Genomic DNA, 13,249 nt, shown 5'->3' with positions numbered 1-13,249 from the left:
CCGGATTGAAGAGAACCACCATGAGCCACCTGACCATCGTCCCCCTCAGCTACGCCCTCGGCGCACAGATCACCGGCGTCGACATCAGCCAGCCGCTGAACCTGGAACAACGCGACGCCATCGAACAAGCGCTGCTCAAGCATCAAGTGCTGTTCTTCCGCGACCAGCCGATCACGCCGCAGCAACAGGCAAGATTCGCCGCGAATTTTGGCGACCTGCACATTCACCCGATCTACCCGAATGTGCCGGAGCAACCGGAAGTGCTGATCCTCGACACCGCCGTCACCGACGTGCGCGACAACGCGATCTGGCACACCGATGTGACCTTCCTGCCGACCCCGGCCATGGGCGCGGTGCTCAGCGCCAAACTGTTGCCGGAGTTTGGTGGCGATACGCTGTGGGCCAGCGGCATCGCGGCGTATGAGGCGCTATCGGCGTCGATGAAAACCTTGCTCGAAGGGCTGACCGCCACACACGATTTCACCCGTTCGTTTCCGCTGGAGCGCTACGGCAACACGCCTGAAGCGCTGGCCCAATGGGAAGAGGCGCGGCGCAAGAATCCACCGCTGTCGCACCCGGTAATCCGCACCCATCCGGTGAGCGGACGCCGCTCGTTGTTCGTCAACGAAGGTTTCACCTCGAAGATCAACGAACTGTCGGAAACCGAAAGCGAGGCGATTCTGAAGTTCCTGTTCGCCCACGCCACACGGCCGGAATTCACCATTCGCTGGCGCTGGCAGAAAGACGACATCGCATTCTGGGACAATCGCGTGACCCAGCACTACGCGGTGGATGATTACCGCCCCGCGCGGCGAGTGATGCAGCGGGCGACGGTGTTGGGGGATGTGCCGTTTTAACGCTGATTTCTTGTAGCCAATTCTGGCCCCATCGCTAGCAGGCTAGCTCCCACATTGGAATGCATTCCAATGTGGGAGCTAGCCTGCTAGCGATGGCCATGTAACAGACGCCGAGTAATCCAGCGCCAAACTCTTACTCCGCCGTCGAAGGCTTCTCCCAAAGATTGATCCCGCCCTCTTGGGCAAACCGGTCGATCTCCGCCAGTTCTTCCGCACTGAAGCTCAGATTCTTCAACGCCCCGACGTTCTCGATGATCTGCTCCGGCCGGCTCGCACCGATCAGCGCCGAGGTCACCCGCGGGTCACGCAGGGTCCAGGCCAACGCCAGTTGCGCCAGGCTTTGACCGCGACGCTTGGCAATCTCGTTGAGCGCACGCACATGAGCGATGTTGGCCTCGGACAAATGCGACGCCTGCAACGAACCACCGCCCGGACGATTGACCCGCGCATCCGCCGGCACGCCGTTGAGGTATTTGTCGGTCAGCAAACCTTGAGCCAGCGGTGTGAAGGCAATCACGCCCGTGCCGAGTTCGTCAGTGGTATCCAGCAGGTCTTTCTCCACCCAGCGATTGAGCAGGTTGTATGCCGGTTGGTGAATCAACAACGGCACTTTCCACTCTTTCAGCAGCGCGGCGATTTCGCGGGTTTTCACCCCGGAGTAAGACGAGATGCCGATGTACAACGCCTTGCCCTGCTGCACGGCGGTAGCCAGTGCGCTGGCGGTTTCTTCCAGCGGCGTGTCCGGGTCGAAGCGGTGGGAGTAGAAGATGTCCACGTAGTCCACGCCCAGGCGTTGCAGGCTCTGATCGAGGCTGGCCAGCACGTACTTGCGCGAACCACCGCCCTGGCCGTAAGGACCAGGCCACATGTCCCAACCAGCCTTGCTGGAGATGATCAGCTCGTCGCGGTACTGCTTGAAGTCTTCACGCAGCAATCGACCGAAATTGATCTCGGCGCTGCCATACGGCGGGCCGTAGTTGTTGGCCAGGTCGAAATGGTTGATGCCTAGGTCGAACGCTGTACGCAACAGCGCCCGCTGGGTGTCAATCGGCGTGCTGTCGCCGAAGTTGTGCCACAGGCCCAAAGATAGCGCCGGCAGCACCAGACCGCTGCGACCCACGCGGCGGTAAGGGATGGAGTCATAGCGGTTTTCGGCAGCGGTGTAAGTCATCGAATCCTCTCTTGTCGGTCTTGAATCTGGTCTCGACTGCTTCGCCAGTCGCCCAGCATACGCGCAGACAAAAACCAGGAAACCCCGGATTCGACTAATTGCTGAAACGTTTCATATTTCTTTCTTCTAACCTTATGCCGACAGTTCGCGCAGTGCTGCCGCTGCCAGAAAACCGGAGCGCGAACTGTAGCGTTGGTCGCGCCTGACGGTCTGGTCGATACGCTCAAGCAATTGCTCTGGCAGCGTGGCATTGAATCGCACCGACTTGCCGAAGTAAGGCGTGATATCAAACTCCACCACCGCCCACACGCCGCCTGCGTATTCTGGGTTATCGAAGTGAGCGTCGATCTCACGCACCTGAGGCAACGGCTCACCATCGGCAACCAGACCTTCGTAATGCAGGGACAATGCCTCCTTCACGCTTTCGAGTGCCTGCGCCACGGTGCCACCGGCAGAGAAGCAACCCGGCACATCCGGGACGATCACTCCGTAGTCCGAGTCGGCATCCTTGTGCAGAACAACCGGGAATTTCATGTATTTGACCTTCCTTCGAATGGCTGAATATCCAGCACTCTAATATGGAAATCCCGCGCGCCCCCCCACCCATACACATTCTGAGATGATCAAAATCTCACTCAAATTGCCCCCGCAAACACTTCCCCCAACCAATCCACAAACACCCGAACCCGTGGCGACATGTGTCGGTTGTGCGGGTACAGCACTGAAACCGGCATCGGTGGCGGAGGGGTTTTGGCGAGGATTTCCTTGATCAGTCCCTGGGCGATTTGCGTTTCCATGCGGTATTGCGGGCACTGGATCAGGCCGAGGCCGGCGATCGCTGAGGCCGCGTAGATTTCTGCGCCGAACACTGAAACGGCGCCATCGATTGCCACTTCCTTGAGTTCGCCATTCACCATGAATTCGAACGGGAACAACTTGGCGGTGGTGCGTGAGACGTAATTCACGGCGCGATGGTTTTTCAGATCTTCGAGGTTTTGCGGCTGGCCGTATTTACGCAGATAAGCGGGGCTGGCGCAGGTGATCTGGCGCAGGTTGGCCAGACGTTTGCCGATCAGTGTGGAGTCGCTCAAGGTGCCAGCGCGCAGTACGCAATCGATGCCTTCGGTGATGAGGTCGACTTGGCGATCGGCCTCGCTGATGGACAGTTCGATGTCCGGGTAGCGAGCCATGAATTGCGGCAGGGCCGGGATCACGAAGTGCCGGGCCAGGGTGCCGTGCAAGTCCACCCGCAAGCGGCCCTTCGGCGCCACGCTGCGAAACGCCAGTTCGGCTTCTTCCAGTTCTGCCAGCAATTGCACGCAACGCTGGTAATACGCTTCGCCATCCAGTGTAGGCCGCACTCTGCGCGTGCTGCGTTCCAGCAGGCGGGTGCCGAGCCAGGCTTCGAACTGATTGAGCGTGTGTGTCAGCGTGGCCCGCGGCAGGTTCAGGTCTTCCGCCGCCAGGGTAAAACTGGAGCGTTCGTAGATCCGCACGAACACTTTCATCGCTTTGACTTGATCCACGGCGGGCTCTCGATTGTTGGCGATTCTTGAACAGTCAAGGCAACTCTGGTGCATTTATCGACCCGAGTAAACATGTGAAATTGGCTTCACACCCCATCACAGGAAGACCACCATGACTCACCAGACTTCGAAAGTTGCCCTCGTCACCGGCGCCTCGCGCGGCATTGGCGCGGTCATCGCCAGACAGTTGGCCAGCGAAGGTTTCGCCGTCGCCATCAACTACACCAGCAGCGCCAGCGAAGCTTCGAAACTGGTGGTGGAACTGCGTCAGGCCGGCCATCAAGCCATAGCGATCAAGGCTGATGTAGCCAATGCCGAAGATGTACGGCGGATGTTCGACGAGGCTGAGACCCAGCTCGGCAAGGTCGATGTGCTGGTGAACAACGCCGGGATTCTCAAGGTGCTGCCACTGGCACAACACAGCGACGAGTTGTTCGAGCAGACTTTCAACATCCACGCCCGTGGCACCTTCAACACCCTGCGCGAAGCCGCCACACGCCTGAACGACGGTGGGCGGATCATCAATTTCTCCAGCAGCACCGTCGGCCTGAACCTGCCGGGTTATGCGGTGTACATTGCCAGCAAAGCCGCGGTGGAATCGCTGACGCAGGTGTTTGCCAAGGAGATGCGCGGGCGCAATATCACCGTCAATGCGGTAGCGCCCGGGCCAGTGGCGACCGAGCTGTTTTTGCACGGCAAGAGTGAGGAGCAGATTCAGAATTTCGCGAAGATGGCGCCGCTGGAACGCCTGGGTCAGCCGGAAGACATTGTTCGTGTGGTGTCGTTTCTGGCGGGACCGGATTCGGGTTGGGTCAATGGGCAGGTTTTGCGGGTGAATGGCGGGTTGGTTTAACTATGCTCGCTGTATGGAGTTGAATCAGTAGGGCCGCCATCGCGGGCAAGCCTTGCTCCTACAGGTTTAGAGTCGTGCCCTGATTCCTCGAACGACGTAACATCTGTAGGAGCAAGGCTTGCCCGCGATGACGGCCTGAACGGCACCACACATCTGAATGGCGAAACCCACCATGCACACGACGATCATCATCACCTTCGGCCTGATCCTCCTCGCCCTGATGCTCTACATCGGCGAGAAAATCGGCTTCAGCCGCCAGATCCTGGCCTACAGCTTTATCGTGCTGTGGCTGGCGCTGACGCTGATCAATGGCGCGGTTGGCATTGTGCATGCCGGCCAGCCTTTGGGCACCGAACTGGTGGTCGGCAGCGCCGTGTTCGGTATCCCGGTGGCGGCGCTGGTGTTGTTCATGGTGATGACCACCGAAGCGTGAAGACCCCGATCAACGCACCAGATGCAAGAACTGCATGTGCCGTTCGTACTGATCGAGGATGTCGTTGATGATCTGTTCCTTGGTGTAGCCCACCAGATCGTAGTTTGGCTGCCCTCGCTCAAATGCACTTCGGCGCGGTAGTAACGACGGTTGTTGAGTTCCTTGGAGCCCATGCCGCCCCGGGCAAACGACGGCGTAAAGTAGCCACGCATTTGCACCTGGTAGATAAACGGGTGTTCATCGCCATGACCGATTTCCAGGCTCACGCTGTCGTTGACCGGTTCCGGATGCGTGATGACGCTCAGCCCCTTCTCGATGAACACCGCCGAGACCTCTTCGATCGCCGGTCGCACCGTCGTATCGAGGAAGCGATACACCTCGTCCCGCGACGGAAAATGCACCGCCTGACTCAAGCGCTGACGCCAGCCGCCGCGCCGTGAGCCGGACACCGGCGCCAGGGAATGCAGCTGCGCGATCTGCTTTTGCGACTCCAGATAAAACGCCTTGTGCAGGCCCCACATCATCAACAGCAAAATCAGCGAGAACGGCAGCGAAGTCAGGACCACCGCTGACTTCAACGCATCGATGCTGCCGGAGAACAGCAACGCACTGGTCACCAGCGCGGTCATCGCACCCCAGAACACCCGCAGCCATTTCGGCCCGTCTTCATCAGGATTGCCGCCCTTCGCGGACAGTGTCGAGAGCACCACGGTGCCCGAGTCGGCGGAGGTGACGAAGAACACGAAGCTGATGAACACCGTGACCGCGATGACGGTTTTGCTCCACGGGTAAGTTTCCAGCAACAGGTACAGGGTCATCGACGGGTTGTCGATGGCCGACATGCCCAGCGCGCTCATGCCGTGATTGAGCACCTGGTCGATGGCGCTGTTGCCGAAGATCGACATCCACGCGAGGGTGAAACCTAGCGGAATCAAGAGCACGCCGAAGACGAATTCGCGAATGGTCCGGCCACGGGAAATTCGCGCGATGAACAGGCCCACGAACGGCGACCACGCAATCCACCAGGCCCAATAGAACACCGTCCAGCCGCCCAGCCAGTCGCTCGGTTTGTCGTAGGCGTAGAGGTCGAAACTCTTCATCGGCAAGGCGCCGAGATAATCACCCACGTTCTGGATCAGCGTGTTGAGCAAATGCTGCGTGGGCCCGGCGAACAACACGAACAGCAGCAGCGCGCAGGCCAGCAGCATGTTGATGTCGGACATCACTCGCACGCCTTTGTCGACACCGGACACCGCGACGATGATCGCCGCGCCCATCATCAGCGTGATCAGGCCGACCTGAATCCACTGGGTGTGAGCGATGCCGAACAGATAATCCAGGCCCGAGTTGAGGTGCAGCACGCCGAAGCCCATGTCGGCGCCCAGGCCGAACACCGTGGCGATGATGCCGAAGCCATCCACCGCGTAACCGATAGGGCCGTTGATGCGTTTGCCGATCAACGGATACAGCGCCGAGCGCAGGGCCAGCGGCAGGTTGTGTCGGTAGGCGAAGTAGGCCAGCGCCATGCCGACGAAGGCGAACACGCCCCAGCCGTGAAGTCCCCAGTGCAGAAACAGAATCTGCATCGCCTGCCGCGCTGCATCCGCAGTGCCCGCCTCGCCTTGCGGCGGCTGGAGCATGTGGGTCAGCGGTTCGGACACGCAGAAGAAGAACAACGTGATGCTGATCCCGGCGGCGAACAGCATGCCGGCCCAGGACAGGTAACTGAATTCGGGCTCGTCGTGGTCGGCACCGAGTTTGATCTTGCCGTAGCCCGATAACGCGGTGACCACCACGAAGACCAGATACAGGGTCATCGCCAACATGTAGTACCAGCCGACCGTGTTGGCCGCCCAGTTTTGTGCGGCCAGCAACCAGGCACCGGCCTGCTCGGGCATGACAATGACCACGACGCCGAACAACAAAATGAAGCTCGCCGCAAAGTAAAACACCGGCGGATTCATGCGGACCAGGCCGCTGGGAGGAAGGGACGATGCACTCATGAACGGTGCACCTCGAAGAGGTAAAACGTGGCTGTAGAAATCGGACTCAGCAAAGGCAAGCCTCCTGTTGTGAGCGGGCAGCGAACCACCGGTTTAACTTGAATGAACGTTCAAGTTAAACATGGATAGGGTGCTAAGGACTAATCGCAGGGCTGGGCGGTCGCTTTCTTACGCTAGCTCAAGGACGGGCATGACGCGGCGGGAGGTGAGGAATTCTGTAGGAGCTGCCGCAGGCTGCGATCTTTTGACTTTGGTTTTTGCAGTGCCTTTGAAAAGATCGCAGCCTCGTTTCACTCGACAGCTCCTACAGCTCCTACAGCTCCTACAGTTGGCGCAACGGTTGATCTGGCCTTACTTCTGCGCCCCATCATCCAGCTGCAAATTCGCCTGAGTCAGGTTACTACCCGCCGGCACGCTACGGGTCAGCCAGACATTACCGCCGATGGTCGAGCCCTTGCCGATGGTGATCCGCCCCAGAATCGTCGCGCCGGCATAAATCACCACATCATCCTCGACAATCGGATGGCGCGGCTGGCCCTTCTGCAACTGGCCGTCTTCGTCCGCCGGGAAACGCTTGGCGCCCAAGGTCACGGCCTGATAAATCCGCACGCGCTCGCCGATGATCGCGGTCTCGCCGATGACCACGCCGGTCCCGTGATCGATGAAGAAACTGCGGCCGATCTGCGCGCCAGGATGGATGTCGATACCGGTGGCCGAGTGAGCGATTTCCGCACTGATCCGCGCCAACAACGGCAGCCCGGCGCGATACAAATGGTGGGCCAGACGATGGTGAATCACCGCCAGAATGCCGGGATAGCACAGCAGCACTTCATCGACGCTGCGCGCCGCCGGGTCACCGTGATAGGCCGCCAACACATCCGTATCCAACAGGCTGCGCAGACCCGGCAAGGCAAGGGCAAAATCCTGAATGATCTGGATGGTCTTGGCTTCAACTTCGGTCTCGGCCTCGGCTCCGTGGCGAGCGGCATAACGCAATTCGAGTCGTGCTTGCGCCAGCAACGCATTCAGCGCGACATCAAGGGTGTGACCGACGTAGAAGTCTTCACTTTCCTCGCGCAGGTCCACCGGCCCCAGACGCATCGGGAACAGCGCACCGCAAAGGGCTTCGAGAATGTCCGCCATGGCCGCCCGGGACGGCAACTCGCGACCACCCTGCTCGGTGCTGGCGCGGCCGTTTTGTGCACGCCACTGGTCACGTGCCGTGCGCAGCTGACTGACGATGGTCTGCAATTGCCAATGGCTGGAACGCTCACTCACGGTAAAAACTCCTCACGGGCGGCCGGAAGGTCTGGCCGCGTCAACGGCGATTACTTTACGGCAACGGTCGCGGCGCAAATTAAGAACCAATTGTGCTGTGTTAAGCACCATCAGCTATAAGCGATTGACGGTTGCCCCGACAAATAGGCGTGCCTATAGTCCTGACATCATTCACCGCCAGTACGGACTCATGATCAAACAACAGCTTGCCCGCTTTAACCGCCTCGACCTGCTCGGTCAGCCCACCGCCCTGGAAAAACTCGAACGCCTGTCGACCTGGCTGGGCCGCGATGTGTACGTCAAACGCGATGACCTGACGCCACTGGCCATGGGCGGCAACAAGCTGCGCAAACTCGAATACCTCGCTGCCGATGCCCTGGCCGAGGGCGCTGATACTTTGATCACCGCTGGCGCGCTGCAATCCAACCATGTACGCCAGACTGCCGCCATCGCCGCCAAGCTTGGGCTCGGTTGCGTTGCATTGCTGGAAAACCCGCTGGGCACCGATGACGTCAATTACGTCGGCAACGGCAACCGGCTGTTGCTGGACCTGTTCGATGCCAAGGTCGAACTGGTGGAAAACCTCGACAACGCCGACGAACAATTGCAGGCATTGGCCGCTCGCCTGCGCAATAACGGTAAAAAACCGTATCTGGTGCCGATTGGCGGTTCGAACGCATTGGGCGCTTTGGGTTACGTACGGGCCGGTCTGGAACTGGCTGAACAGATCAAGGATACCGGCCTGAATTTCGCCGCAGTGGTCCTGGCCTCGGGCAGCGCCGGGACTCACAGCGGTCTGGCATTGGCGTTGAGCGAAGCGTTGCCGGAATTGCCGGTGATAGGCGTGACGGTTTCGCGCAGCGATGAAGATCAGCGGCCGAAGGTACAGGGCCTGGCCGAGCGCACTGCCGAGTTGTTGGGTGTGAACCTGCCGGACAGCTTCAAAGTCGAGTTGTGGGACGAGTATTTCGCGCCGCGTTACGGCGAGCCGAATGCCGGGACGCTGGCGGCGGTGAAGCTGCTGGCGAGTCAGGAAGGCCTGCTGCTTGATCCGGTCTACACCGGCAAGGCCATGGCAGGATTGCTGGACGGTATTGGTCGCCAGCGTTTCGATGACGGCCCGATCATCTTCCTGCACACCGGTGGGGCACCGGCGTTGTTTGCCTACAAAGACTTTCTATAAAGATCAAAAGATCGCAGCCTGCGGCAGCTCCTACAGAAGTTCGCCGATCCTTGTAGGAGCTGCCGCAGGCTGCGATCTTTTCAAGACCCATCGCTTATTCGTTAATTGCATATCAAAAACAGAATTTATTATTTTCTAATCTAATAACGCCATCATATAGTCACGCCGCGGGCGAATTTGCAGCGAGACGCATACGCTGCTTTAGGGCAGGATATCGCAGTCGTCCAATTCCCGAATTTGCCAACTTTCCTTAAGCGTCTTCCATAAGAAAACACAGGGGCTTGTCATGAATTTTTCCGCACTACGTCGTAATCTGCTGGTGGGATCGCTGGGCCTGGCACTGAGCGCCGGCCTGATCGGCAACGCCGTTGCCGGTGAGCAGCTGCAACAAATCAAGGACAAAGGCGTGATCAACGTCGGCCTGGAAGGCACTTACCCACCGTTCAGCTTCGTCGACGCCGACGGCAAACTGACCGGCTTCGAAGTCGAGTTCTCCGAAGCGCTGGCCAAAGAGCTGGGCGTGAAGGTCAAACTGCAACCGACCAAATGGGACGGCATCCTCGCGGCGCTGGAATCCAAGCGTCTGGACGCGGTGATCAACCAGGTGACCATCTCCGAAGAGCGCAAGAAGAAGTATGACTTCTCCGAGCCGTACACCGTTTCCGGGATTCAGGCGCTGGTGCTGACCAAGAAGGCCGCCGAGCTGAACATCAAGTCCGCTGCCGACCTGGGTGGCAAGAAAGTCGGCGTGGGCCTGGGCACCAACTACGAACAGTGGGTCAAAGCCAACGTGCCAACCGCTGACGTGCGCACCTACGAAGATGATCCGACCAAGTTCCAGGACCTGCGTGTCGGCCGTATCGACGCCATCCTGATCGACCGTCTGGCCGCGCTGGAATATGCCAAGAAAGCCAAAGACACCACTGCTGCCGGTGAAGCGTTCTCCCGTCAGGAAGCCGGTATTGCCCTGCGCAAAGGCGAGCCTGAACTGTTGGCTGCGGTGAACAAGGCGATCGACAAACTGCGCGCCGACGGCACCCTGAAAAAGCTCTCGGAAAAATACTTCAACGCTGACGTCACTCAATAATGGAAGAAGCTTTTCAACTCGCACTGGATTCCGCGCCCTTTCTGCTGAAGGGCGCGTACTACACGGTGATCTTGAGCCTCGGCGGGATGTTCTTCGGGCTCTTGCTGGGCTTCGGCCTGGCACTGATGCGCCTGTCGCGCTTCAAGCTGGTGAGCTGGATCGCCCGCATCTACGTGTCGTTCTTTCGCGGCACGCCGTTGCTGGTGCAACTGTTCGTGATCTATTACGGCTTGCCGCAATTGGGTGTCGAACTCGATCCGCTGCCGGCGGCCCTGATCGGCTTCTCGCTGAACATGGCTGCCTATGCCTGTGAAATCCTGCGCGCCGCGATCAGCTCGATCGAACGCGGTCAGTGGGAAGCCGCTGCCAGTATCGGCATGACCCGCGCGCAGACGCTGCGCCGGGCCATCATTCCGCAAGCGATGCGCACGGCATTGCCGCCGCTGGGCAACAGCTTCATCTCGCTGGTCAAGGACACTGCGCTGGCAGCCACCATCCAGGTGCCGGAGCTGTTCCGTCAGGCGCAGCTGATCACCGCCCGTACCTTCGAAATTTTCACCATGTATCTTGCCGCCGCGCTGATCTACTGGGTTCTGGCCACGGTGCTTTCGCACCTGCAGAACAAGCTGGAAGAGCGGGTCAATCGGCACGACCAGGAGTCCTGACCCCATGATTGTCGTGGAAAAACTGACAAAGCAGTTCAAGGGTCAAGTCGTGCTCAACGGCATCGATCTGCAAGTGAAGGAAGGCGAGGTCGTGGCGATCATCGGGCCTAGCGGCTCGGGCAAGACCACGTTCCTGCGTTGCCTGAATTTCCTGGAAGAACCCACCAGCGGCCGGATCAAGGTCGGCGATATCGAGATCGATACCAGCCGTCCGTTGAACCAGCAGCAAAGTCTGGTGCGCAACTTGCGCCAGCACGTGGGTTTCGTGTTCCAGAACTTCAACCTGTTTCCCCATCGTACCGCTCTGGAAAACGTCATCGAAGGCCCGATCATCGTCAAGAAGATCCCGCATGCCGATGCCGTCGCCCTGGGTAAAAAGCTGTTGGCCAAGGTGGGCCTGGCGGGCAAGGAAGACGCTTACCCGCGCCGCCTCTCGGGCGGCCAGCAACAACGCGTGGCGATTGCCCGCGCGCTGGCGATGGAACCGGAAGTGATCCTGTTCGACGAACCGACTTCGGCGCTTGACCCGGAGCTGGTGGGTGAAGTGCTGGCGACGATCCGCGGCCTGGCCGAGGAGAATCGCACCATGGTCATCGTGACCCACGAAATGGCTTTCGCTCGTGACGTGGCCAATCGTGTGGTGTTTTTCGACAAGGGTGTGATCGTCGAACAAGGCGAATCCAAGGCGCTGTTTGCCAACCCGAAAGAAGAACGCACGAAACAGTTCCTCAGCAAGTTCCTGAACAACGCCCACAATTAAATCACCCTTCGCAAACTTGTTAACTTCCACGGAAGGAAGTTACATGCCGCCACACCCACCTCCCACACACAACAAACCTCCAAAAACATAAATCGTTATTTATCGGTGCGTGCGGTACATATTTATATTCCGCAACAGACTTACGCTATGACGCCTCACTAGCCCCGCCACAGGCTCTTCTCTCCTTCTCCGCCTTTATGCCTAGGCCGACCCAGTATTTATGGGCAATTTCCACGCAGCGATAGCGTTTATTAACCTCTACGCGTAGGAACTTTCTGAATAACACCATATTTATCAGCCAACTAATAAACGCCATTGACACTGACTCAGTCGAACTCTTATCTAGTCTCCAATCGACGCATTCAATATCAACTTCCAAAGTAACTAACTGTTTTCCACTCGCATTTCACATTTTTATTTTCAGAAACGGACTTCGCTGCAAAACTTCAAGGAGATTCCATGAAAAGCACTTCGAACCAATGCGAACTCGCGGCCCCGACCGTGGCGCAATCCCACAAGACCGGTATCAACATCACCTCGGCCGCACACCTGCTGATCGACGTGCCGCCCTATCCGGCGATGGACGAAGGCGATCTGATCGAACTGTTCTGGGACAACTGCTACGTTGCTTCCCGGGTGCTGACCCGCGATGAGGTTGGCCGATCCGTTCAGTTGCGCGTGCCGGAAAGCTTCATCACCAATGGCTCTTCGCGCATTCACTATCGGATCATGCAGATTGGTCAGGGCGCGGCGGTATCGGCTGCCAGGCGCGTGCAGATCAAACTCGATTGCCCCGGAGGTCAGCCGTCCGCCTTGTACGGCGATGAAAACCAAAGCCTGGCGCCGGTGGGTATCCCCGAAACGATTCGTCGCCAGGGCCTGAATCAGAACCAGATCAAACGGGGCGTGCCGCTGACCATCGAGCCGTATTTGAATATGGCGGCCGACGACGAAATCACCCTGCGCTGTGGTGATGTGCGAATGGACCTGCCACGGCTCAAGGCGGGTGATGTGGGCCAGCCAATTCAGGTCTGGGTGCCACCGGCGATCATCGTCGAGGCCGGCGAAGACCTGCGGCTGGAGGTGACTTACTGCATCCTCGATCGCGTGGGCAACAACTCGCGGTGGGCACCCGCGCGTACGCTGAAGATTGGCTGTGCCAACCCCTATCTGAACGTCCCGAAGAAGGAACAACTCAAGGCCGCGGAGTCCCGCTGTTGCTACGCGTGCAAGTGTTGCCCAGCGGACAGCAGCCCTTCTATATATATTCCTAAAAGTTAGTTCATAACTTATTTATAAACGCTTAGGGTATATGCACCGGACCACCGGACATTCTTGTTTTCGTTCGTCGCACACAGCGACGTTTCCATGAGATGTGAGGTAGGTATGGTCCGGAACACAATCACCCCAGTGCAGATCGCCAGGGCATTGCG

General features: G+C 58.9%; 12 protein-coding genes and 1 pseudogene. 8 read left to right on the top strand and 5 right to left on the bottom strand.

Features of this window, described 5'->3' with window-relative positions:
* The first annotated feature begins 20 nt into the window (after nt 1–20).
* The gene (gene tauD / locus V6Z53_RS03470) at nt 21–857 is read left to right on the top strand and encodes a taurine dioxygenase (RefSeq protein ID WP_338584163.1); all 837 of its coding nucleotides are present in this window, start codon (nt 21–23) and stop codon (nt 855–857) included.
* A gap of 133 nt (nt 858–990) precedes the next feature.
* Here the strand turns inward: tauD and mgrA are convergent, their stop codons facing one another.
* The 3 genes from mgrA to V6Z53_RS03455 all read right to left on the bottom strand — a co-directional run bounded on the left by mgrA (nt 991) and on the right by V6Z53_RS03455 (nt 3,554).
* Nucleotides 991–2,028: an L-glyceraldehyde 3-phosphate reductase gene (gene mgrA, locus V6Z53_RS03465; protein ID WP_150702647.1), complete on the bottom strand. Its 1,038-nt coding sequence runs from the start codon at nt 2,026–2,028 to the stop codon at nt 991–993.
* A gap of 132 nt (nt 2,029–2,160) precedes the next feature.
* Nucleotides 2,161–2,562 carry a type II toxin-antitoxin system HicB family antitoxin gene (locus V6Z53_RS03460; protein ID WP_338584162.1) on the bottom strand — a complete coding sequence of 134 codons (402 nt, stop codon included), beginning with the start codon at nt 2,560–2,562 and terminating at the stop codon, nt 2,161–2,163.
* Nucleotides 2,563–2,663: 101 nt separating this feature from the next.
* On the bottom strand, nt 2,664–3,554 hold the full coding sequence (locus tag V6Z53_RS03455) for a LysR family transcriptional regulator (protein WP_338584161.1): 891 nt from the start codon (nt 3,552–3,554) through the stop codon (nt 2,664–2,666).
* A gap of 112 nt (nt 3,555–3,666) precedes the next feature.
* On the opposite strand from V6Z53_RS03455, the gene V6Z53_RS03450 reads away from it, so the two are divergent.
* Nucleotides 3,667–4,407, top strand: a complete 741-nt coding sequence (locus V6Z53_RS03450; protein ID WP_338584160.1) for an SDR family oxidoreductase — start codon at nt 3,667–3,669, stop codon at nt 4,405–4,407.
* A gap of 172 nt (nt 4,408–4,579) precedes the next feature.
* On the top strand, nt 4,580–4,840 hold the full coding sequence (locus tag V6Z53_RS03445; protein WP_338584159.1) for a hypothetical protein: 261 nt from the start codon (nt 4,580–4,582) through the stop codon (nt 4,838–4,840).
* Nucleotides 4,841–4,849: 9 nt separating this feature from the next.
* Here the strand turns inward: V6Z53_RS03445 and betT are convergent.
* Nucleotides 4,850–6,804 (bottom strand): annotated as a pseudogene (gene betT / locus V6Z53_RS03440) (choline transporter BetT).
* Between the two features lie 390 nt (nt 6,805–7,194).
* On the bottom strand, nt 7,195–8,121 hold the full coding sequence (epsC, locus tag V6Z53_RS03435) for a serine O-acetyltransferase EpsC (RefSeq protein ID WP_338584158.1): 927 nt from the start codon (nt 8,119–8,121) through the stop codon (nt 7,195–7,197).
* 190 nt (nt 8,122–8,311) lie between these two features.
* Here epsC and V6Z53_RS03430 point away from each other — a divergent pair, with 190 nt between their 5' ends.
* From V6Z53_RS03430 to V6Z53_RS03410, 5 genes are all read left to right on the top strand, one after another.
* Entirely contained in the window at nt 8,312–9,304 is a 993-nt protein-coding gene (locus tag V6Z53_RS03430; RefSeq protein ID WP_338584157.1) for a D-cysteine desulfhydrase, read from the top strand.
* 286 nt (nt 9,305–9,590) lie between these two features.
* On the top strand, nt 9,591–10,391 hold the full coding sequence (gene tcyJ, locus V6Z53_RS03425) for a cystine ABC transporter substrate-binding protein (protein WP_338584156.1): 801 nt from the start codon (nt 9,591–9,593) through the stop codon (nt 10,389–10,391).
* Nucleotides 10,391–11,056 carry a cystine ABC transporter permease gene (tcyL, locus tag V6Z53_RS03420; protein ID WP_338584155.1) on the top strand — a complete coding sequence of 222 codons (666 nt, stop codon included), beginning with the start codon at nt 10,391–10,393 and terminating at the stop codon, nt 11,054–11,056. Before tcyJ ends, tcyL begins: the two co-directional genes overlap by 1 nt.
* A gap of 4 nt (nt 11,057–11,060) precedes the next feature.
* A complete protein-coding gene (gene tcyN, locus V6Z53_RS03415; RefSeq protein WP_338584154.1) occupies nt 11,061–11,816 on the top strand; it encodes an L-cystine ABC transporter ATP-binding protein TcyN in 756 nt (251 codons plus the stop codon).
* A 459-nt stretch (nt 11,817–12,275) separates the two neighbouring features.
* Nucleotides 12,276–13,097 carry a hypothetical protein gene (locus V6Z53_RS03410; protein ID WP_338584153.1) on the top strand — a complete coding sequence of 274 codons (822 nt, stop codon included), beginning with the start codon at nt 12,276–12,278 and terminating at the stop codon, nt 13,095–13,097.
* Nucleotides 13,098–13,249 lie beyond the last annotated feature (152 nt).

This window comes from Pseudomonas sp. MAG733B, from assembly GCF_036884845.1.
Taxonomy (GTDB): Bacteria; Pseudomonadota; Gammaproteobacteria; order Pseudomonadales; family Pseudomonadaceae; genus Aquipseudomonas.
This window is presented reverse-complemented; position numbering and strand designations above follow the sequence as displayed.